The organism is Streptomyces sp. NBC_01235 (assembly GCF_035989285.1).
Classification (GTDB): Bacteria; Actinomycetota; Actinomycetes; order Streptomycetales; family Streptomycetaceae; genus Streptomyces.
On sequence record NZ_CP108513.1, the window covers coordinates 5,918,253 to 5,938,922 of the forward strand.

At 70.1% G+C, this 20,670-nt stretch carries 20 protein-coding genes; 7 read left to right on the top strand and 13 right to left on the bottom strand.

Features of this window, described 5'->3' with window-relative positions; translation table 11 throughout:
• Positions 1-66: 66 nt before the first annotated feature.
• Entirely contained in the window at positions 67-507 is a 441-nt protein-coding gene (locus OG289_RS26315) for a hypothetical protein (protein ID WP_327316479.1), read from the top strand.
• Positions 508-524: 17 nt separating this feature from the next.
• Here OG289_RS26315 and OG289_RS26320 read toward each other — a convergent pair whose 3' ends face one another.
• Both OG289_RS26320 and OG289_RS26325 read right to left on the bottom strand, forming a co-directional pair.
• On the bottom strand, positions 525-827 hold the full coding sequence (locus tag OG289_RS26320) for a hypothetical protein (protein ID WP_327316480.1): 303 nt from the start codon (positions 825-827) through the stop codon (positions 525-527).
• Complete coding sequence (locus OG289_RS26325) at positions 827-997, bottom strand: hypothetical protein (RefSeq protein ID WP_327316481.1); 171 nt, start codon at positions 995-997, stop codon at positions 827-829. The genes OG289_RS26320 and OG289_RS26325 overlap by 1 nt, the downstream gene beginning before the upstream one ends.
• Positions 998-1,160: 163 nt before the next feature.
• Between OG289_RS26325 and OG289_RS26330 the strand changes: the two genes are divergently transcribed.
• Complete coding sequence (locus OG289_RS26330; protein WP_327316482.1) at positions 1,161-1,340, top strand: DUF397 domain-containing protein; 180 nt, start codon at positions 1,161-1,163, stop codon at positions 1,338-1,340.
• 133 nt (positions 1,341-1,473) lie between these two features.
• Entirely contained in the window at positions 1,474-2,517 is a 1,044-nt protein-coding gene (locus tag OG289_RS26335) for a dioxygenase family protein (protein WP_327316483.1), read from the top strand.
• 40 nt (positions 2,518-2,557) lie between these two features.
• Here OG289_RS26335 and OG289_RS26340 read toward each other — a convergent pair whose 3' ends face one another.
• Both OG289_RS26340 and OG289_RS26345 read right to left on the bottom strand, forming a co-directional pair.
• The gene (locus OG289_RS26340; protein WP_327320807.1) at positions 2,558-3,235 is read right to left on the bottom strand and encodes a hypothetical protein; all 678 of its coding nucleotides are present in this window, start codon (positions 3,233-3,235) and stop codon (positions 2,558-2,560) included.
• Positions 3,236-3,335: 100 nt separating this feature from the next.
• Complete coding sequence (locus OG289_RS26345; RefSeq protein WP_327316484.1) at positions 3,336-3,701, bottom strand: PH domain-containing protein; 366 nt, start codon at positions 3,699-3,701, stop codon at positions 3,336-3,338.
• A 197-nt stretch (positions 3,702-3,898) separates the two neighbouring features.
• Here OG289_RS26345 and OG289_RS26350 point away from each other — a divergent pair, with 197 nt between their 5' ends.
• A complete protein-coding gene (locus tag OG289_RS26350; RefSeq protein ID WP_327316485.1) occupies positions 3,899-5,242 on the top strand; it encodes a pectate lyase family protein in 1,344 nt (447 codons plus the stop codon).
• 227 nt (positions 5,243-5,469) lie between these two features.
• Here the strand turns inward: OG289_RS26350 and OG289_RS26355 are convergent, their stop codons facing one another.
• Positions 5,470-6,378, bottom strand: a complete 909-nt coding sequence (locus OG289_RS26355) for an NAD(P)-dependent oxidoreductase (protein WP_327316486.1) — start codon at positions 6,376-6,378, stop codon at positions 5,470-5,472.
• An 84-nt stretch (positions 6,379-6,462) separates the two neighbouring features.
• Between OG289_RS26355 and OG289_RS26360 the strand changes: the two genes are divergently transcribed.
• On the top strand, positions 6,463-6,834 hold the full coding sequence (locus OG289_RS26360) for a winged helix-turn-helix transcriptional regulator (RefSeq protein ID WP_327320808.1): 372 nt from the start codon (positions 6,463-6,465) through the stop codon (positions 6,832-6,834).
• Between the two features lie 93 nt (positions 6,835-6,927).
• Here the strand turns inward: OG289_RS26360 and OG289_RS26365 are convergent, their stop codons facing one another.
• The 4 genes from OG289_RS26365 to OG289_RS26380 form a co-directional block, all read right to left on the bottom strand.
• Positions 6,928-7,407 carry a hypothetical protein gene (locus OG289_RS26365; protein ID WP_327316487.1) on the bottom strand — a complete coding sequence of 160 codons (480 nt, stop codon included), beginning with the start codon at positions 7,405-7,407 and terminating at the stop codon, positions 6,928-6,930.
• 137 nt (positions 7,408-7,544) lie between these two features.
• Entirely contained in the window at positions 7,545-9,260 is a 1,716-nt protein-coding gene (metG, locus tag OG289_RS26370; RefSeq protein ID WP_327316488.1) for a methionine--tRNA ligase, read from the bottom strand.
• 166 nt (positions 9,261-9,426) lie between these two features.
• Positions 9,427-11,034, bottom strand: a complete 1,608-nt coding sequence (gene metG, locus OG289_RS26375; RefSeq protein ID WP_327316489.1) for a methionine--tRNA ligase — start codon at positions 11,032-11,034, stop codon at positions 9,427-9,429.
• A 125-nt stretch (positions 11,035-11,159) separates the two neighbouring features.
• Complete coding sequence (locus OG289_RS26380) at positions 11,160-13,346, bottom strand: VWA domain-containing protein (protein WP_327316490.1); 2,187 nt, start codon at positions 13,344-13,346, stop codon at positions 11,160-11,162.
• Positions 13,347-13,599: 253 nt separating this feature from the next.
• Here OG289_RS26380 and OG289_RS26385 point away from each other — a divergent pair, with 253 nt between their 5' ends.
• Positions 13,600-15,684 (top strand): PhoX family protein, encoded by a 2,085-nt coding sequence (locus tag OG289_RS26385; RefSeq protein WP_327316491.1) that lies wholly within the window; start codon positions 13,600-13,602, stop codon positions 15,682-15,684.
• 37 nt (positions 15,685-15,721) lie between these two features.
• On the opposite strand, the gene OG289_RS26390 is transcribed toward OG289_RS26385, so the two are convergent.
• The 3 genes from OG289_RS26390 to OG289_RS26400 are packed head-to-tail and all read right to left on the bottom strand — an operon-like array spanning position 15,722 to position 19,012.
• The gene (locus OG289_RS26390) at positions 15,722-17,671 is read right to left on the bottom strand and encodes an FUSC family protein (RefSeq protein WP_327316492.1); all 1,950 of its coding nucleotides are present in this window, start codon (positions 17,669-17,671) and stop codon (positions 15,722-15,724) included.
• 29 nt (positions 17,672-17,700) lie between these two features.
• Positions 17,701-18,720, bottom strand: coding sequence for an endonuclease/exonuclease/phosphatase family protein (locus tag OG289_RS26395; RefSeq protein WP_442818957.1), 1,020 nt, complete (start codon positions 18,718-18,720; stop codon positions 17,701-17,703).
• Positions 18,665-19,012 (bottom strand): hypothetical protein, encoded by a 348-nt coding sequence (locus tag OG289_RS26400; RefSeq protein WP_327316494.1) that lies wholly within the window; start codon positions 19,010-19,012, stop codon positions 18,665-18,667. The genes OG289_RS26395 and OG289_RS26400 overlap by 56 nt, the downstream gene beginning before the upstream one ends.
• 66 nt (positions 19,013-19,078) lie before the next feature.
• Between OG289_RS26400 and OG289_RS26405 the strand changes: the two genes are divergently transcribed.
• Complete coding sequence (locus OG289_RS26405; RefSeq protein WP_327316495.1) at positions 19,079-19,570, top strand: hypothetical protein; 492 nt, start codon at positions 19,079-19,081, stop codon at positions 19,568-19,570.
• A 249-nt stretch (positions 19,571-19,819) separates the two neighbouring features.
• Here the strand turns inward: OG289_RS26405 and OG289_RS26410 are convergent, their stop codons facing one another.
• Entirely contained in the window at positions 19,820-20,635 is an 816-nt protein-coding gene (locus tag OG289_RS26410; protein WP_327316496.1) for an alpha/beta fold hydrolase, read from the bottom strand.
• Between the last annotated feature and the right edge of the window lie 35 nt (positions 20,636-20,670).

A 20,670-nucleotide genomic window follows, 5' to 3' on the forward strand; every position in this document is an offset into this window, starting at 1 on the left:
AGGAGGGCGGACAAAGGGCCGACAAGGGGTCGACGAAAGTCGGCGGGGCAAGGGAGGAAGCCGGCGATGGGGTCCATGGGGTTCATGATCACGGTTTCGGTGCTGCTGATCGTCGGCGCGGTGGTGGGGGTGGTGGCCCAGCGGCGCACGCAGCGCAACCGTCCCCCGTCCGATCTGGACGCGGAGGCGGAGGCGAACCACTGGCTCGTACGGCTGGGCGGGGGTCTGGTCCCGCCGGACGCGCGGGCGTGGGCCGGGGCGGACGAGGCGGCCGGGCGGTCACTGACCAGCGCGGCGGAGTGCCATCGGGCGGCGCGGGCTCAGCTGGCCGGGGCCCGGACGGCGGGGGAGTACGCGGAGGTCACGCGGGTGGCGCGGGAGGGGCTGGAGCATCTTCGGTCGGCGCGTACGGCACTGGGGATCGACTCGGACGTGGCCGTGTCCGCGCCTCCTCATGCCGTTCGTGTGTCGGCGGTCGGCGGGGCCTGCGCGGTCACGTCTCGCTAGGGCGGGTGGCGGCCTGGTCATCCGTCGGAACGCTCGCGGAACAGATCGTCCACGCTGTCGCACAGGATCGCGGTCCTGATCCAGCGGGCCTGCACGTCGGGGTCGGTGCACCGGGCGATGCGCAGGCAGTCGCTGTCCGTCACGTGGATCCGGCGCTTCTCCAGCACCTGGAACACTGCTTCGGCCCGCCACCGGGCGAGGGCGCCGGGTGTCGCATCGGGTGGTGCGACCTCGTCCCAGCCGTCTGCCCACCCTTGGAGGCAGCGCATCTCCACGAGGGTGCGACGGCCGGGAAGGCGACTGCTGACGAAGAAGGGCATCAGGCTTCTTTTGCCGCTTCGGCGAACAGGTCCTCCGCCTGCTCGACCGTGCCTGCTCGATCGAGCCAGTCGTCGAGGCGGTCGAGGTCGGTGCAGGTGGTGATGCGCTCTCGGATGTCGTCGGAGATCGCGATGCCCCGCACTTCCAGTACACGCAGGACGCCCTTCATGCCTTCCTGATCGGAGTGTTCTCCAGGCCGACTTCCACGAGTTCGACCCAGCGCTTCGTGATGGGAGGGTCGAAGGACAGGAAGCCGTGGGCCACCATTTGCCTCTCCCGACCCGGTGCGGTCGCGGGACTTCATCCACCGCTTGGCGAAGGAGCTGTAAGGCATGATCCAGTGGCAGAAGTCCTCGTTCTCCGGGGGTGGCGACGGAGATGACTGCGTCGAACTCGCCTCAGCCGAAGGCGAGCTGTTGCTCCTCCGTGAAAGCGACGACCCCGCCCGAATACTCCCCCTCGCCCCCACCGCCCCCGCCGCGGTCCTCCGTAGCCTCGCTCACCACAAGTAAGGCAAGCCTCACCAGCGCCTTTACCATAAGTGGGCCGAAAACAGACTGTGTCCCCGGTGTCTTTTTGCCTGCCCTTGGAATTCCACAGGCCGTTCCCACGCCTCTGACAGGCCCGCCTCCTAGCTTCGCGGCCATGACGGGAAACATCGAGCACAACGAGAACGACCAGAACGTCGCGAGTGACCAGCAAGGACCCAAGCACAAGCGTGATCTGACCCGCCGGAAGGTCGTCGTCGCCGGTGCGGGCGCCGCCGTCGCCGTCGGGGCGGGCGGGGCGCTCGCCGCCGGTGCCTTCGCCGGGGAGAAGACCGGGAGCAAGCCCAAGGCCGCCGCCTCGGCCAGTGCCGGCGAGGTCTGCTACAAGCTCACCTCGGAGACCACCGAAGGCCCCTACTACATCGACGCGGACAAGATCCGCCAGGACATCACCGAGGACAAGGAGGGCATCCCCCTCACCCTCGCCCTCAAGGTGATCGACTCCGAGACCTGCAAGCCCATCGCGAACGCGGCCGTCGACGTCTGGCACTGTGACGCGCTCGGCATCTACTCCGGCTACGAGAGCCTCTCCACGGGAGGCGGTGGCGGCGCTCCCACCGACGCGCCCTCCGGCACCCCGACCGGTACTCCCACCGACGTGCCGACCGGCACCCCGACCGGCGAGCCGCCGTCCGGTGGCGGCGGGGGCGGCGGACACGAGGAGCCCACCGACGACGAGCGCTACCTGCGCGGCACCTGGAAGACCGACAAGCAGGGCCGCGTCACCTTCAAGACGATCTTCCCGGGCTGGTACCGCGGCCGCACCGTCCACATCCACACCAAGGTGCACGTGGACGGCGAGTGGACCGACGCCGGCTACGAGGGCGGGCACACCTGCCACACCGGCCAGTTCTTCTTCGACGAGGAGTCCGTGCTCGCCTCGGCCGAGGCGGAGCCGTACTCCACCAGCACCACCGAGCGCACCACCCTCACCGAGGACACGATCTACGACCAGAGCGGCGTCCAGGGCGGTCTGCTCAAGCTGAAGTACAACAAGAAGAACATCGCCAAGGGCGTCGTGGGCTCCATCACCATGGGGGTCGAGCCCGACGCCACGCACGACGGCACCGACGACGCCGTCCAGCCGGGCGCGTCCGCCACGGCGTCGGACACGGCGTCGGCCTCGGCCTCGGCCGGCTGAACGGGCGGCGGGGGCGTCCCGCTCGGACGTCTCGGACGTCCTACTCGTCCGGTGACGCCCCCTCCTCCAGCAGTCGCTCCGCGATGTCCGTCGACCAGGACTGCGCCCACGCCCGCAGCTCGGCGATGTCGGGTTCTGTCAGGCCGTACTCCGTGAACGCCGTGTCCGGGTAGTGGTCCGTGCCCGTCAGACGGGTCTGGAGGGTGGGCAGGTCGAAGTCGTCGCGGGCGTGACGGCGGGCCAGTTCCTCCAGGTCGGGGTGGGTGAAGCGGGCGGACGCCGCCCTCGCGTCGATCAGGTCGACCGCCAGCCCGCGGTCGTACAGTGCCCGGATCTTCGTGCCCACCGCGTCCTGGAGGCAGAGCGCCGGTCCGTACGACGTCGGGACGGGCGGGCTCCAGAAGGTTTCCTTGTGCAGGGCCAGACGGAGGGGTGTGCCCGTGGTGCGGTCCAGTACGGACAGGTGCGCCGACAGCGGGTCGGTGTCCTGGATCGCCGCCTCGTGACGGCCTCCGGAGGTGAGCGCCGCGCTCAGCGTCTCGGCGAGCAGGGGCATCGGCTCCGCGCTCTCCGTCGCCAAGTCCACGTTGCCGTGCGGGCGTTGGAGCAGTCCGTGCGCCTGGAGGGCGTAGCCGCCGGCCAGCGCCCAGGGAGCCGAGGGCGTGGCAGCGCCGAAGACCTCGGCGAGCAGCCGCAGGTGGGGTTGGAGAAGGTCCACCACGTAGTCGTAGCAGCCCCGGGACGGTCGGATCACCTCGACCGGTCCGTACTCGCCCGACAGGACCAGGTTCCGCCGGGCGAGCAGGACGACATAGGCGTTACTTCGCCACGAACTGCGTCAGGATCGCCTGCACCTCGTAGATGTCCACGCCCTTCGTGAACGTCTTCTCGATCGGCACGGACGAGCCGGAGACCCAGATCTTCAGCTCGGCGTCCAGGTCGAAGGTGCCGGCGGTCTCCACCGCGAAGTGGGTGATGCTGCGGTACGGAATGGAGTGGTACTCCGTCTTCTTGCCGGTGATCCCCTGCTTGTCGACCAGGATCAGCCGCCGGTCCGTGAACATGATGGTGTCGCGGATCAGCAGGTAGGCGGCCTGTACGTGCTCACCCTGACCCAGCAGACGCGCGTAGTCCTGCTGCGCCTGCGCGCTGTCGATCGGATGCGCGTTCCCGAAGAGCGCCATGGATGGTCCCCCCAACTTCGTCCCCATGGGCGGCGTTTGCCCCCTCGGGGCACCTTAGGGGGCAGGTGAGGGAATCGTGAAGACGTTTGATCGTGTGGCGGAGGGGGCCGGAGAAAAAATTCTCAACGGGCGGCAACTCTTCATTCGGCGGCGACCACTGACAGATCGTAAGTCCGCTCTCCCCGTAAGGATCCCCCGTGGCAGCTTCCTCCCACCGCCGGTCTCTCCGCTCGCGCCGCACCCTCGTCGTCTCCGCCGCCGTCGTGGCCGCGGGCGTCGGCGCCGGTGTCGTCGTGATGAACGCGAACGCCGGGACCGTCGACCTGTACCACCAGACGCTCGCCGCCAAGGACGGCTGGGCCTCCTCCGGCACGGGCACGACCGGTGGCACCAAGGCCGACGCCGCGCACACCTTCACCGTCTCCACCCGCGCCCAACTGGTGAAGGCGCTGGGCTCGGCGTCCGACACCACCCCCCGGATCATCAAGATCAAGGGCACGATCGACGCCAACACCGACGACGCCGGCAAGAAGCTGACCTGCGCGAGCTACGCGGCAGGCACCGGCTACTCCCTGTCGGCGTACCTCAAGGCGTACGACCCCGCCACGTACGGCAGGTCGAAGCTCCCCTCCGGCACCCAGGAGAAGGCCCGCGCCGCCGCCCAGACCAAGCAGGCGAAGAACATCGTCTTCAAGGTGCCGGCCAACACCACCGTCGTGGGCGTGGCGGGCACGAACGCCGGGATCTCCGGCGGCATGCTCCAGATCCAGAGCGTGGACAACGTCATCGTCCGCAACCTGAACTTCTCCGCGACCGAGGACTGCTTCCCGCAGTGGGACCCGACCGACGGCGACGACGGAAACTGGAACTCCAACTACGACTCCGTCACCCTGCGCGGCGCCACCCACGTCTGGGCCGACCACAACTCGTTCACCGACGCGGCGCACTTCGACAGTGCCAACCCGAAGTACTACGGCCGCGAGTACCAGATCCACGACGGAGCCCTGGACATCACCAAGAGCTCGGACCTGGTGACGGTGTCCCGGAACCAGTTCACCAACCACGACAAGACGATGCTGATCGGCAGCAGCGACAGCGAGCCCAGCGGCAAGCTGCGCGTGTCCATCCACCACAACATCTGGAAGGGCATCGTCCAGCGCGCCCCGCTGGCCCGCGTCGGCCAGGTTCACATCTACAACAACTACTACGACGTCACGACCCTCAACGGTTACGCGACGCAGTACAGCATCAACTCCCGCGCCAAGGCCCAGGTCATAGCGGAGAACAACTACTGGAGGCTCCCGACGGGCGGCAAGGTCGCCAAGCTGCTCAGCGGCGACGGCACCGGCTCGGTCAAGGGCAGCGGCAACCTCGTCAACGGCACGGTCACCGACCTCGTCGCCGCGTACAACGCCGCCTCGTCCAAGGACCTGAAGACGACCGTCAACTGGACCGCGACCCTGACGGCGGGCCTGGAGACCTCGGCGAAGAACCTGCCGACCTCGCTGGCTGCGACCACGGGCGCGGGCGTGCTCAAGTAGCACACGAGACGCGCGAGGGCCGGGAGACCACGAGCCCCCGGCCCTCGCGTCCGACCTGCCGCCCATGCGCCCACAAGGCGGTTCACGCAGGGCGCATGACGTTGTGCTCCGGTGCCGGCTGCCCGGCTCCCTTCCGGAAAGGGGAAGAGGGCCGGGCAGACGTGTCTTCGTGCTGGTCGTCGGCCGCGCTTGATGGCTGGGAGTGTGTTCATCGGTCCCGCGTCCGGTCAGCGCGGCTCTCGGATGCCGTCGATGATGCGGGTCCAGTTGTCGCTGCCGTGTCCGTCCTCGATCGCGCGCCGGTAGTGGGCCCGCACGGCCAGTGGGAGCGCGAGGTCGAGGCCGAGTGACGTGCTGGTCTCGACGATGTGGTCGGACGTCGCACCCATCATGGTGACCGTGCTGAGGTCGCCGGGATGCGCTCCCGTATCCAGCGCGGCGCCGGGGTTCTCTTCGCCGGCCCTCAGGATGTCGCCGATCGAGTCGGCGAAGGGGAGCAACTCCGACAGCGCTTCCTCGGCCTTCACTCCTGCGGTGCCCAGCATCGCGGTGGCGTGCATCAGTGCGGACAGGGTGGTGAGGAACACGGCGAGCTGGGCTTGGTACATCATCTGGGCCAGGCCCGGGTCCTCACCCAGGTGCTTCGGTGTGCCGAGCGGTGTCAACGCCGCCAGATGGCTCTCCAGCACCTGGGCGCGGCCGCTGTAGTAGACATGGGCCGCCTCCGTGCCGACCATCGGCGCGGGGACCATGACGCCACCGGTGAGGAAGGCGGCGCCGTGGCCCGCTGCCCAGTTCGCCGCCTCGCGTGTGCGATCGGGAGTGTCAGAGCTCAGGTTGACCAGCGTCCGCCCGGCGAGCGACTCGGTGGCGCTGTCGAGGACGTCGTACATCGCCTGGTAGTCGGTGAGGCTGAGGATCACGAGGTCACTCGCTCCGACCGCCTCGCCGGGCGTCGCCGCGAGCGTCGCTCCGTCCGTGACGACGCCATCGGCCCGACTGGGGGTGCGGTTCCAGACGGTGACCGGGTGGCCGGCGGTGAGGAGGGTGCGGGTCATCGCCTGGCCCATCGGGCCGAGTCCGATCACGGTGACAGCGCTGCCCTGCCTGGTGGTGTGGTTCTGATGTCCGTTCACCCCTCCATGCTCGGAGAGCGCCACTAGTCTCGGAAGTACCCACTATTTTCTGCGGTACTTACCTTTTCGTAAGGGGGATCAATGATGGCAAAGGCGCCGAGAAGCGGACCTTACATCTGCGGCATCGACGCCGCGCTCGACGTGGTGAGCGGCAAGTGGAAGGGACTGATCCTCTGGGAACTCGACGCCCATCGCGTACGCCGCTTCTCCGAGCTCCGTCGCGGTCTGCCTGGAGTGAGCGAGAAGATGCTGACCCAGCACCTGCGTGAGATGGAGCAAGACGGACTCGTGCACCGGGAGGTCTATGCCGAGGTGCCGCCACGGGTGGAGTACTCCCTGACCGAGCACGGGCACACGCTCAATCAGGCGCTCGGGCCGCTCGGCGCCTGGGGGACTGAACGGGTGCGTCGCGAAGGCTCCGCAGTGGTCGAGGTGGCCGAGACCTCACACGGCTAGGGCCGGTCCGGCCACCGGCCCCGTGCGTGCGCGTCACTCCCGAGAGCTGGAATGCCGCGGGGTACCGAGCTGCGTCGCAGAACCCGGCACCTGTCAGGTGTCGTACCCGCCGTCCCACGGTTCGCCGAAGGCGAGCCGGTCCGGGTAGAGCTCCGCCCAGTCCTCGCCCTCTTCCTCGTCCTCGCGGATCACCAGGCCGAACAGCACACCCTCGTAGGTGAGTTGGAAGGGGCGGACAGCGATGTCCGTGTAGGCGCGGCGGGGCAGGCTGCGCAGGAGGGTTGCCAGACGGACGCGGGCTCGGGTGAGGACCGAGTCGTCGCCGTGCGGGGCGCGCTGCTGCTCGGCCCAGGTGCCGGCGCACCAGATGTCCGAGTCGCGGTAGTAGCCCTCGGCGTCGAAGGTGTGCAGCACGGTGTAGAGGCGTTTGTGCTCTTCCCAGCCGTCGTCCAGGCGGAAACCCTGGGGGAAGGCGTACGTGACCGACGCGAGGAACTGACCGTCCGCGTACCGCCCGATGGACTCGGTGCGGTGCTTCGGCTGGTAGGCGATCGGAATGACCTCGGGGACCATGGCGGAAACCATACGGCTTGGCGGGAACACGCCGAAGTCGGGGGAAGCCCTACGGCTTTTCCTCTACATCTTCTCCTTTACCGCTTCTCCTCCAGACACCGGGAGAGGGCGGAGCCGCCCTCTTCCGGTGCGGTGCGTCACTCCTCGGTGCCGCCGAAGCGCTCCTTGTACGCCTCCAGGTCCTCGTCCGTGAGCTTGGCGAACAGGACCGGCGGGACGGTGAAGGGGGTGCCGGCGGGGACGGAGGCGAGGGTGCGGGCCTCGTCCGCGGTGACCCAGGTCGCGGTGTCGTCCGTCAGCGAGAAGGCCTCGCGCATGATCTTCGCCGTCGCCGGGATGAAGGGCTCCGAGACCACCGCGTAGAGGTGGATCAGGTTCATCGCCGTACGGAGCGTGAGGGCCGCGCCCTCCTTGTCCGTCTTGATCTCCAGCCAGGGGGCCTTCTCCTCCAGGTAGGAGTTGCCCGCGGACCACAGGGCGCGCAGGGCGGCGGCCGCCTTGCGGAACTGAAGGGCCTCCATCTGCGACTCGTACTCGGCCAGCAGCTCCGCGATCTGCTCGCCGAGCTTCGCCTCCGCCTCGCCGGCCGCGCTGCCCGCCGGGACGTCCTCGCCGAAGCGCTTCTTGGAGAAGGACAGGACGCGGTTGACGAAGTTGCCCAGGGTGTCGGCGAGGTCCTTGTTCACCGTGGCGGTGAAGTGCTCCCAGGTGAAGGACGAGTCGTCCGACTCGGGGGCGTTGGCGATGAGGAAGTAGCGCCAGTAGTCGGCCGGGAGGATGTCCAGGGCCTGGTCGGTGAAGACGCCGCGCTTCTGGGACGTGGAGAACTTGCCTCCGTAGTACGTCAGCCAGTTGAAGGCCTTGACGTAGTCGACCTTCTTCCAGGGCTCGCGGACGCCGAGCTCGGTGGCCGGGAACATCACCGTGTGGAACGGGACGTTGTCCTTCGCCATGAACTCCGTGTACCGGACGTCGGTGTCGACGTCGTACCACCACGACTTCCAGTCGCGGTTCTCCGGGTCGAGGTCCGACCACTCCTTCGTCGCGCCGATGTACTCGATCGGGGCGTCGAACCAGACGTAGAAGACCTTGCCCTCCGCCGCCAGCTCCGGCCAGGTGTCCGCCGGGACCGGGACGCCCCAGTCCAGGTCACGGGTGATGGCGCGGTCGTGCAGGCCCTCGGTCAGCCACTTGCGGGCGATGGAGGAGGCCAGCTGCGGCCAGTCCGCCTCGTGGCGGGACACCCACTCCTCGACCTCGTGCTGGAGCTTCGACTGGAGGAGGAAGAGGTGCTTCGTCTCACGGACCTCCAGGTCCGTGGAGCCCGAGATCGCCGAGCGGGGGTTGATCAGGTCGGTGGGGTCGAGGACCCGGGTGCAGTTCTCGCACTGGTCGCCGCGGGCCTTGTCGTAGCCGCAGTGGGGGCAGGTGCCCTCGACGTAGCGGTCCGGGAGGAAGCGGCCGTCGGTGGGGCTGTACACCTGGCGGATCGCGCGCTCTTCGACGAAGCCGTTCTCGTTGAGGCGGCGGGCGAAGTGCTGGGTGATCTCGACGTTCTGGGCGGAGGAGCTCCGGCCGAAGTAGTCGAAGGCGAGCGCGAAACCGTCGTAGACGGCCTTCTGCGCGTCGTGCGCCTGCGCGCAGAACTCGGCGACCGGGAGGCCCTGCTCCTTCGCGGCCAGCTCGGCGGGGGTGCCGTGCTCGTCGGTCGCGCAGATGTAGAGGACGTCGTGGCCGCGCTGGCGGAGGTAGCGGGAGTACACGTCCGCAGGGAGCATGGACCCCACCATGTTGCCCAGGTGCTTGATTCCGTTGATGTACGGAAGGGCGCTGGTGATGAGGTGTCGAGCCATTGCGGGCTGCTCCCGGGTCGTTGCATGGAGTGACGGATGCTGATTCCGGCTGCACCGCCGGGCCGTCGTACGAACCATGGAATCGTAGTCGACCGGGGCGACCGGGAGTGATCGTCCGTCCGGGCCGTGAGCGGACGCCCGCGGCGCCTCACGCTCACGTTCGTGACTACGCGCTCGGCTTCTCCTCCAGGCGCGGGAAGAGCACCGCGCCCTTGGTGATCGTCGCGCCCGCCGGGAGCCGGCCCCAGGTGGCGGCGTCGGCGACCCTCTGGTCGGGGAGCGCGCCGAGAACGGCGTCGGCGCCGAGGGAGTCCCAGAGCTTCTGCGAGGTGTCCGGCATGACCGGGTTGAGCAGGACCGCCACCGCGCGGAGCGACTCCGCGGCCGTGTAGAGGATCGTCGCCAGGCGGGCCTTGCCCTCCGGCGAATCGTCCTTCGCGACCTTCCAGGGCTCCTGCTCGGTGATGTAGCCGTTGACCTGCTTCACGAAGTCGAAGATCGCCAGGATGCCGCCCTGGAAGTCCACGTCGTCACCGATCCGCCGGTCGGCCTCCGCGACGGCCTTCGCCAGCCCGTCCTGGATCGCCTTCTCCGCATCGCCCACGGCCGTCGCCTCCGGCAGTGTGCCGCCGAAGTACTTGCCGACCATCGCGGCCACGCGCGACGCGAGGTTGCCGTAGTCGTTCGCCAGCTCGCTCGTGTAGCGGGCGGAGAAGTCCTCCCAGGAGAACGAGCCGTCCTGGCCGAACGCGATGGCGCGCAGAAAGTACCAGCGGTACGCGTCCACGCCGAAGTGGGACGTCAGGTCCTGCGGTTTGATGCCCGTCAGGTTCGACTTCGACATCTTCTCGCCGCCGACCATCAGCCAGCCGTTGGCCGCGATCTTGCCCGGCAGCGGGAGGTCCTGCGCCATCAGCATCGCGGGCCAGATGATCGCGTGGAAGCGGAGGATGTCCTTGCCGACCAGATGTACGTCGGCGGGGAAGGTGTTCCCGAACTTCTCCGGGTTCTCGTTGTAGCCGACCGCCGTCGCGTAGTTCAGCAGTGCGTCGATCCACACGTAGATCACGTGCTTGTCGTCCCACGGGACCGGGACGCCCCAGTCGAAGGTGGAACGGGAGATGGAGAGGTCCTGGAGGCCCTGGCGGACGAAGTTCACGACCTCGTTGCGCGCCGACTCGGGCTGGATGAAGTCCGGGTTCGCCTCGTAGTGGGCGAGCAGCTTCTCGCCGTACTCGCTGAGCTTGAAGAAGTAGTTCTCCTCCTTGAGGATCTCCACCGGCTTCTTGTGGATGGCACACAGCTTTGTGCCGTCCTCGGCCTCGATGAGGTCGCCGGGGAGCTTGTACTCCTCACAGCCCACGCAGTACGGGCCCTCGTAGCCGCCCTTGTAGATCTCGCCCTTGTCGTGGAGATCCTGGACGAACTCCTGGACACGGTCCGTGTGACGCCTCTCCGTCGTGCGGATGAAGTCGTCGTTCGCGATCTCCAGGTGTTCCCAGAGGGGCTTCCAGGCTTCGTCGACAAGCTTGTCCGCCCACTCCTGCGGGCTGACGCCGTTCGTCTCCGCGGTGCGCATGATCTTCTGGCCATGCTCGTCCGTGCCGGTGAGATACCACACCCTCTCGCCGCGCTGACGGTGCCAGCGGGTGAGCACGTCGCCTGCGACGGTCGTATAGGCGTGGCCCAGGTGAGGAGCGTCGTTGACGTAATAAATGGGGGTGGAGACGTAGTACGCCTTCCCGCCCTGCTTCTCGGATCCAGTGGCCGCCATGGTCGAAATCCTACTGGCCCGAGAAAGATCGACTCACGCCGATTACGGGCGGGAGGATTACGGGGACAGGGCCCGGGGTAAAGCCGGGCCCTGTCGGGCGTAGGGCGGAAGGTTCTACGAGGGGGTTACGGGCGCCAGTTCGCCAGCACGCCCTCGTAGAGCTCCGTGTCCGTGAGCTCGCGCGGGGTCGGGCCCGCGTGGAAGAAGGACGTGTTGGGGGTCTTCAGCTTGCGGAGGTAGTCGAAGGCCTTGTTGTCGTGCTCACCGAAGGCGACGAAGGAGAAGAAGACGGCGGGGTGGTTCTTCGCCGCGTCGGTGAGGGACTGGGTGGCCGGGGTCTTCGCGTCCGGGGCGCCGTCCGTCTGGAAGACGACGAGGGCGGGGTCGGTGGTGCCGGACTTCTGGTAGTGCGTGAGGACTTCTTCCACGGCCGCGTGGTAGCTCGTACGTCCCATGCGGCCCAGGCCGGCGTGGAGGTCGTCGATCTTGTTCTCGTGCTCGGCGAGGGTCAGCTCGCCGGTGCCGTCCAGCTCGGTGGAGAAGAAGACGACGTGGACGGTCGCCTCCGGGTCGAGGTGGGCGGCGAGGGCGAGGGTCTGCTCGGCGAGGGCCTGGGCGGAGCCGTCCTTGTAGTACGGGCGCATGGACGCGGAGCGGTCGAGCACGAGGTAGACGTTGGCACGGGTGCCGGTGAGGCTGGTCTTCTCGAGGACGCTCGCGGCGGCCTGGTAGGCGGTGCCGAGGCCGGCGGGCAGCGGGGTCCCTTGCGGGGCCTGGGCGTCGTCAATGGCCTCGGCTTCGCCCTCGGCCGCCGTGTCCCCACCCGCGCTGCTTTCGCCGTCGACCGCGAGTGGCCCCTGTGGGGCGTCCTCGCCGGCTTCCGCCGCAGCCACAGCGGCGGCAGGCTCCGCCTCGGCGGCAGGCACGGGAGCGGAATCCGGTTCCGTGGCCGACTCCTCGGCGGCCACGACCGGCTCGGGCTGGGGCGCGACCTCGAGCTCGGGGGCGGTTTCGGACGGCTCCGCCGCGACCGCTGCTTCAGAGGCGACCTCGACCTGTGCCGCGGCAGCGACCGGCTCGGGCTCGGTGGCGGGGGCGGTCTCGGTGACCGGCTCGGACGCGGGCGTCTCGGGCTCGGGCTCCGTTTCCACTGCTTCCGCGGCAGTGACCGGCTCGGGCTCGGCGTCCGGGAGCGCCTCCGTCACCGTTTCCGGCGCGGACTCCTCGGCCGCAGCTTCGGCCGCCGCCTCCGTGGATGCTTCCGCCTCCGCTTCCGGCGCGGTTTCCGGCTCGGGCTCCTCAGCCGTCGCCCCGGCCTCGGGCTCCACCGCCTCCGGGGCTGCGACCGGCTCGGGCTCGGCGTCGGAGGCGGCGGTCTCGGTGACCGTTTCCGGCGCGGACTCCTCCGCCGCGGGCTCGGTCTCCGGCTTCCCGGCCACCGGCTCCGCCTCGGAGTCCACCGCAGACTCCTCGGCCGTCGGCTCCGCCTCGGCCTCGGCAGCGGCCGCAGGTTCCTCGGCCGGCGCGGCCACCTCGTCCTGGGCATCCGAGACCGTCGGCTCCGACTCGGCAGGGGCGTCCACCGTGGACTCCTCGGCCGTTGCCTCGGCCTCAGCGGCCGGCCCATCCGCCGCTGCCTCGGCCTCAGCCGTCGCGTCGTCCGACGTCGGCTCCTCCGCCACCGTCGCCGACGTCGGCTCATCCACCTTGGTCTCGGCCTCGGGCTCCACCTTGGTGTCAGCCTCGGCCTCAGCGGCCGGCTCCGCCTTCGCCTCGGCCTGAGCGGCCGGCTCCACCTTCGCCTCGGCCTCAGCGGCCGGCTCCACCTTCGCCTCGGCCTCAGCGGCCGGCTTCGCCTCGGCCTCGGCCTCGGCGCCCAGCGCCGGTGCCTCCGCTTCCGCCGTCGCTGCTGCCGCTCCCGTCACCGCCGCCGCCGTCTCCGGCGAAGGCGTAGCCGTGCTCTCTGTCGACCTCGTCGGCTTCGGGACCGCTACGTTGTCGAAGGCTGCGGCGACCAGGTCGTGTTCGTCCTGGTTTGCCGGGCGGGGTTCCGGGACCTGGGCGGTGGGTGTGGGCTCAGGGGTGGGTTCGGGGGAGGGGGACGGGACCGTCGGTTCCGGCTTCGGCGTCGGCGCGCTCGCCGAACCCGTGTCGGCGGTCGGCGTCGCCGTCGGCGTCGCCGTCTGCTCCCCGTCCCGGTCCTCGGAAGCGGTCTGTTCCTGCGAAGGAACCTGTTCCGCACCCTCTGCCTCGGCGGTACGCCCCTTGCGGGACCGCCCGAACGCGTTCCGCAGGAGAGTGAGAATGCCCATGTGCGCAACCCTTCGCGTGAGTTGTAGCCGTCAATCCCTGGCCAGGACGGACACGTAAGGTTAGCGGCCCCGGATGGTGATCTTGGGCAGGGGTGAGTGGGAGGAATCAAGGTGTGTCAACACCGCCTCTCGGCCACGTCAACTCCCTGCGGGTGCCGGGGATTCGCCGTCCGTTCATCTGAATGCTGCGCTTCCGCACATGCGTGCCCCTACCGTCACGTCCATACCAAGGGCACGCAAGGGGAGAGTAAAGGTGCGCAAGCTACTGCCGATCATCGGGACTCCGTCCGGCTCGCATCCCGGCGGGCGATCCGCCATGACCTGCCGTTTCCGGTGTGGTGACGCCTGCTTCCACGAGGTGCCCAACACCAGTGACAACGCGTACGTCGGTGATGTCGTCGCCGGGGCACTCGGCCGCCGGGCGATGATGCGCGCCGCCGCCGTCGTCACCGTCGCGGCCGCCGCCGGGACGGCCGGTGTCGCCGGTGCGCTGCCGGCCGCCGCCACGGACGCACAGACGACGACGTCCAAGAACGCCTCCGGAAAACCTGCCGGCAGGAGCGCTCGCGGCCTCCGCTTCAGCACCGTCGCGCCGAACACCGCCGACGCGGTCACCGTCCCGGAGGGCTACCGGCAGAACGTCGTCATCCGCTGGGGCGAGCCCATTCTGCGCGGGGCGCCCGCCTTCGACCCGGAGAAGCAGACCGCCGCCGCCCAGGCCGGACAGTTCGGGTACAACAACGACTTCCTGGCGCTGCTGCCCCTGCCCGGTGAGTGCGACCGGCAGCTGCTGGTCGCCAACCACGAGTACACCAACGAGATCCTGATGTTCCGCGGCTACGACCCCGCCAACCCCACCCGGCAGCAGGTCGAGGTCGCCTGGGCGGCGCACGGTCTGAGCGCCGTCGTGGTCGAGGAGGACCGGCGGACCGGGAAGCTGACCGCCGTTCCCCGCCACCACCTCAACCGGCGGGTCACCGCCACCACCGAGTTCCGGCTCACCGGCCCCGCCGCCGGGTCGGACCTGCTCAAGACCTCCGTCGACCCGACCGGCACCAAGGTCCTCGGCACGCTCAACAACTGCTCCGGCGGCACCACCCCCTGGGGCACGACGCTGCACGGCGAGGAGAACTTCAACCAGTACTTCGCCAACAGCAGCCGCGCGACCGACAAGCGGTACGGGATCGGCACCGGCGCCACCGAGCGCAAGTGGGAAAGTTTCGACAAGCGTTTCGACGTCGCTCAGGAGCCGAACGAGGTGCACCGCTTCGGGTACGTCGTCGAGTTCGATCCGTACGACCCGACCTCCACGCCCCGCAAGCACACCGCCCTCGGACGCTTCAAGCACGAGGCGGCCACCGTGCGGCTCACGGACGACGGGCGGCCCGTCGTCTACACCGGGGACGACGAGCGGTTCGACTACTTCTACAAGTTCGTCGGCAGCAAGCGCATGAAGAAGGGGTCGAGCCGCGCCGTCCGCGAGCACAACCTCTCCCTCCTCGACGAGGGCACGCTCTACGTCGCCAGGCTCACCGGTGACTCCCCCGCCATCGAGATCGACGGCACCGGCAAGCTGCCCGCCGACGGTGAGTTCGACGGCAGCGGCGAGTGGATCCCGCTCGCCACCGCCACCGCCGAGGGCGCCGTCTCGCACGTCGAGGGGATGAGCGCGCAGGAGGTCCTCGTCTTCACCCGCCTCGCCGGTGACAAGGTCGGCGCCACCAAGATGGACCGGCCCGAGGACATCCAGCCCTCGCCGCTCACCGGCAAGGTGTACGTCGTCCTCACCAACAACACCAACCGCGGTGTCGGCGCGAACGCCAAGGCCGACGAGGCCAACCCGCGCAACGCCAACAAGCACGGGCACATCCTGGAGCTGACCGAGCGCCGCGACCGCCCGCAGAGCACGACGTTCGCCTGGTCGCTGTTCCTCGTCGCGGGCGACCCCGACGACCCGGCGACCTACTTCGCCGGTTTCCCGAAGGACGACGTCAGCCCGATCTCCTGCCCGGACAACGTGGCCTTCGACCCGCACGGCAACCTGTGGATCTCCACCGACGGCAGCCGGCTCGGCTCGCACGACGGACTGTTCGGCGTCGCCACGCGCGGCTCGCGGCGCGGTGAGCTGAAGCAGTTCCTGACCGTGCCGACCGGCGCCGAGACCTGCGGACCCGTCATCCAGGACCGGCGGGTGCTGGTCGCGGTGCAGCACCCGGGCGAGGCCGACGGCGCCTCGGTGGAGAAGCCGGCGAGCACCTGGCCGGACGGCGCGGGGAAGATCGTCCGCCCGTCGGTGGTGGCCGTGTGGCGTGCCGACGGCGAGGACATCGGCGTCTGATCCACAACGGGTACTGCAACGGGTACTGCAACGGGTACTACGACTGCTGCGGCGAGGTGATCGCCCTCGCCGCGGCCACCTCCTGGCGCAGCGGCTCCAGGACGCTGCCGGGCGGGCCGGTCAGGTCCGTGCGGACGGGGTACAGCACCTCCGTGTCGCGCAGGCCCTCGGCCAGCTCCCGCAGTTGCAGCGCGACCTGACCCACCTCGGGTTCCGACGGCGGTTCGGCTCCGTGCTTCACACGGACCCGGGCCGCCGTCGTCGCGTCGACGATCCGTTCCACGGCGACGACCAGCGGCCACCACGCGGCCGCCCGGCGCCCGGTGGGCGGGGGCTCGGTCAGGGCGCGCTGGAACTCCGTACGGATGACGGACAGGTCGCGGTAGAGGCGGCGGCGCATCCGGGCGCGGGCGGCCGGGTCGACGTCCGGGCCGAAGGCGGCGTCGACGTAGCGGGCGGTGTCCGCGACCGTGCCGGCCAGGCGGTCGCCGACCCGCGTGTGCCAGCTCTCCGGCCACAGCAGGTAGCCCGCCACCAGCGCGATCGCGCAGCCGATCAGCGAGTCCACCAGGCGGGGGAGCAGCAGCGCCGTGCCCTGGTGGTTCAGGATGTCCGACAGGAGCAGGATCACCGGGGTGATCGCCGCCGTCTGGTATCCGTACCCGCGGGGCGTCAGGGCCGGGATCAGCGGGGCGAGGAGCAGCATCGTCGGTACGTCCCACCATCCGCGCGGAACCTGCGACAGCACCGCCGCCGCGACCACCAGCCCGGCCACCGTCCCCAGCGCCCGCAGCAGCGCGCGGGAGAACACGGACCCGAAGTCGGGTTTCAGCACGAAGGTGATGGTCAGGGCCACCCAGTAGGAGCGTGGCACGGGGACGGTCGAGACGAGGACCTGGGCGAGTCCGATGCACAGGGCGAGGCGCAGGCCGTAGCGCCAGGAGCCGGCGGAGAGCGTGACGTCGCGGGTCGCGCGGGCGGCGCGCACGCGCGGGGCGGCCGGACGGCCGAGGCGGTCGTCGAAGCCCCGGGGGTCGATGTCGGGTGCCGCCACCACCTCGGCGGCGTGCCGCAGGGCGTGGTCGACGGCGCGCGCGGTCTCGGAGCCGGGGTCGGGCAGATGGAGTCCTGTCGGTCCGGTGAAGCCGGCCTCCACGGCCCGCGCGAGGTGGCGTACGGCCTCGGGGATCTCGGTCGGGAGCGGGCGGCCGTTCAGATGGGCGGCGGGGGCCGCCTCCACCACCGGGGTGATGGCGTTCAACTGGGCGATCAGCCGGGTCAGCTCGGGGCTGCTGCCGTGATGGCGGGTGCGCCGGGCGAGGACGAGGTCGTACGACTGGTTCAGGGACTGGGTGACGGTGTGCCGGGCGTCCTCGTACGCGCCGGGGACGTCGCTGCCGCATGCGGCCAGCAGGTCGGCGACCGTGCGATAGGTGGCGGCGACCGCGCTGCGCTCCGGGACCCCGGAGCGCAGCGGCCAGGCCAGCAGGGCGAGAAGGAGTACGAGCAGCCCGCCGCCGGTCATCAGGACGGGCGCCAGCCACCACTCCCCCGGCATCGGCAGCCCCGCGCCCACGACGGAGTTGAGCAGCAGGAGCAGCCCGGAGACGGATGCCACGGCCCCGATCGTCGAGATCATCCCGGAGACCAGCGCCACGCCGGTGACGACGGCCACCGCCGACCACCCGTGCCCGTACACCGCACTGCCCAGGGTGATACCGACCGCCCCGAACAGCTGCGGGACCGCGATGTTCAGGATCCGCATGCGGTAGGCGTCGGCGGTGTCGCCGATGACGCCGGACAGGGCGCCCATGGAGGCGAGTGCGCCGTACGTGGGCTGTCCCGCCGCGAGCCCGATCACCAGCGGCAGTGTCATGGCGAGCGCGGCGCGGGCGACGGCGGGCCGGTTGACGGGGGCCTGCTGGGGCCGAAGGTTCCGCACCAGCCAGTCGGGAGGCGTGAGGCCGATGGGGAACTCGCGGGGCATGGCCTCATTATGGGCACCCCTGCTGTCCGTCATCCCTGGTGGAGGGCGAGGTTCACGAGCAGGGCGCGGTGGTCGGTGCCGTCGAGGTGGAGGAAGCGGGCGTCGCTCGCCGTGAACTCCTTCGACACGAGCACATGGTCGATCTGCACGCCGAAGACGGGCGTGGTGCTGCTCGGCCAGCTGGGCTCGCGGCCGTCCCCGGCGAGACGGGCCGCGTCGCGCAGCCCGGTGTCGAGGATGCCGCGGAAGGCGGCGTGGTCCTGGGAGGCGTTGAAGTCCCCGGCGAGGAGGAGTGGACCGGTGTTCCGGTACCGGGCGGCGAAGTCGCGCAGCCCGCCCAGCTCCCGCTTCCACAGGGACACCTGGCGGGGCAGCGGCGGCTTGGGGTGCGCGAGCTGAAGCCGTACGGCATGGCCGCCCACGTCGGCGACGGCCCCCGGCATGCCCATGCCGCCGGGCACGGTGGCCGCGGCCCTCAACGGAAACCGGCTGAGGATGACCGACCCGACGGAGGAGTCCCCCGCCACGGCCTGCCGATACGGATACGCGCCCCCGAGCGCCTTCCGCACGGCCGCCTGACAGGTGTACTCGCACTCCTCCACGAACACGAGGTCCGGCCGCTCACGCCGGACCACGGGGATCAGGGCATCGGTCGCCCACCCGAACTCGACGTTCGACGTCAGCACCCGCAGTTCGGCGACGGCCACCCCTTCGGGCTCGCCCGCCTCCCCGTACGGCTGGACGAACCAGGCGAGCAGCCCGAGCACCGCGGCCCCCCAGATCACCCCCGCCCACCATCGCGCGAGCAGTGACAGCACCACCCCGACCCCGGCCGGCCCGAGCAGCCACGGCAGGAACGCCAGCACCTGCGGCACGGGAGTGACCGCGTCGGTGTCGGCGACCCGACACCCGACGACCACACTCACCCCCGCCAGCAGCACGCCCGCACACCAGGCACCGACGAGCCGCCACCGCCCGCCGGCTCTGGACACGTCAGTGGAACTCCCGGACCACCTCGATGCGCCCGACGATGTGCGCGTTGAATTCATCGAGCTCCTCCGACGGTACCCACAGCTCCAGAATGGTCTCTCCGCCGGCCTGACGTACCGGATACCTCCCGAGGAACGCCGTGTCGACCTCGAACCGGGTGACGTAGCCGGAGCCGGAGGCGGGTACGTTCCAGTCCCGCGCGATCCGCACCGCGTAGTCCTCGTTCAGCACCGGATAGAAGATCGGCTGCTCGGGCAACCGGGGCGGCCACGCCACCCACCCGGAGGCCTCCACGAGCGCCAGCTCCTCGGGGCCGGTGGGGCGCCAGAGGGTCGTTGTCGTCCTGGTCATGGGGTGACGGTAGAGGCGGGGGCGGGTCGACGGCCAAGGAGTTCGAGGCAGAGGAGAGCGACGAACGTGACGATCATCGCCGTGACCGGGCACATGGATCTGACCGAGGGCAGCGTCCCTCTGGTCCGCACCGCCCTGGACGACCTGCTCAAGCCGTACGCCGACGACGGCCGGCTCGTCGGTGTCTCCTGCGTCGCCGCAGGCGCCGACTCCCTCTTCGCCGAGGCCGTCCTCGCCGCCGGCGGCCGTCTGACGGTCGTCGTCCCGGCACAGGACTACCGCCGGAACAAGGTCGAGCCCGAGCACACCGCACTCTTCGACCGGCTCGTCGAAGCCGCCGCGGAAGTCCTCGTGCTCCCCCACGAAACGGCCGACCGGCAGGCGTACGAGGCAGCCAACGCCGTCCTCGTCGAACGCGCCGACCGGCTTGTCGCCGTATGGGACGGCGAACCGCCCACCGGCAAGGGCGGCGGCACCGCCGACACGGTCCTCGAAGCGCGTGGGGCGGGCATCCCCGTGGACGTGGTGTGGCCGCACGGGGCCGCCCGCCGAGGCTGAGCGATCAGCGGGTACCAGTCGTGGCAGGCAGCGTTCGCCCGTGAAGGAGCGGCGTCCGGTGCGTGCTCTGGGGGTCCCCCGGCCGAAGGCTGGGGGGAGTGCCGGCCGAAGGCCCTCGTACTGGACGTACCTGTACCTGGGTCTTCGGCCGGTGCGCCGAGTGGGGGCATGGGGGCACCTCCCACGCCTTTGAGGCAGTGGGGAGCGTGCCTGGCGTCGCCGACGGGGCGAACGTCGCCTGTCACGGCACTAGGCGTCCACCCGCGCCAGAAAGGCCGCCAACACCTCGTTGAACTCCTGCGGCCGCTCCAGGTTCGGCATGTGGGCCGCGCGCTCGATGATGTGCAGTGCGGAGTCGGGGAGGGCCGCGTGCATCGCCTCCGCCTCCGACACGGGGGTGTACTCGTCGTCCGCGCCGACCACGACCAGGGACGGGACGGTGACGCGGGTCAGCAGGTCCCGGTAGTCGGGGCGTTCGGCTCGGCCGCGCAGGGCCGCTGCCGCGCCCTCGGGGGGCGTCGACGTCATCATGTGGTGGACGTGGGCCTTGATGTCCGGGGCCGCGTAGGGGGCGACCATCTTTTCCAGGACCTCGTCGGCGTAGCCACGCATGCCTTCCGCGAGGAGACGGTCGGCCGCCTCGTTGCGGGTTCGTCTGCCGGCGGGGGTCTCCGCTGCCGGGAAGGTGTCGGCGAGGACCAGGCCGCGGACCCGGTCGCCGAAGCGGGCATAGCACTCCATGGCGATCTGGCCGCCCATCGACAGACCGGCCAGGACGAAGGTGTCGACCTTCACGTCGTCGAGCAACTCCTCGATGTCCTGGGCGAAGCGGGAGAGGAGTGTGATGCCGGGGACGACCGGGGAGGCGCCGTAGCCGCGCAGGTCGGGGGCGATGACCCGGCGGGTGGCGGAGAACGCCTCGATCTGCGGGGTCCACATGGTGCGGTCGAAGGGGTGGCCGTGGATGAGGACCAGGGGAGCGGCGGAGGGTGCCGTGGAACCTGTGGGATCCGTGGGATCCGGTCCTTTGTCCTCGTATGCGAGGGATGAGGAGAAGGGGGGCATGTGATCGACCTTAGGGTTGGCCGGCTTCTCGGTGC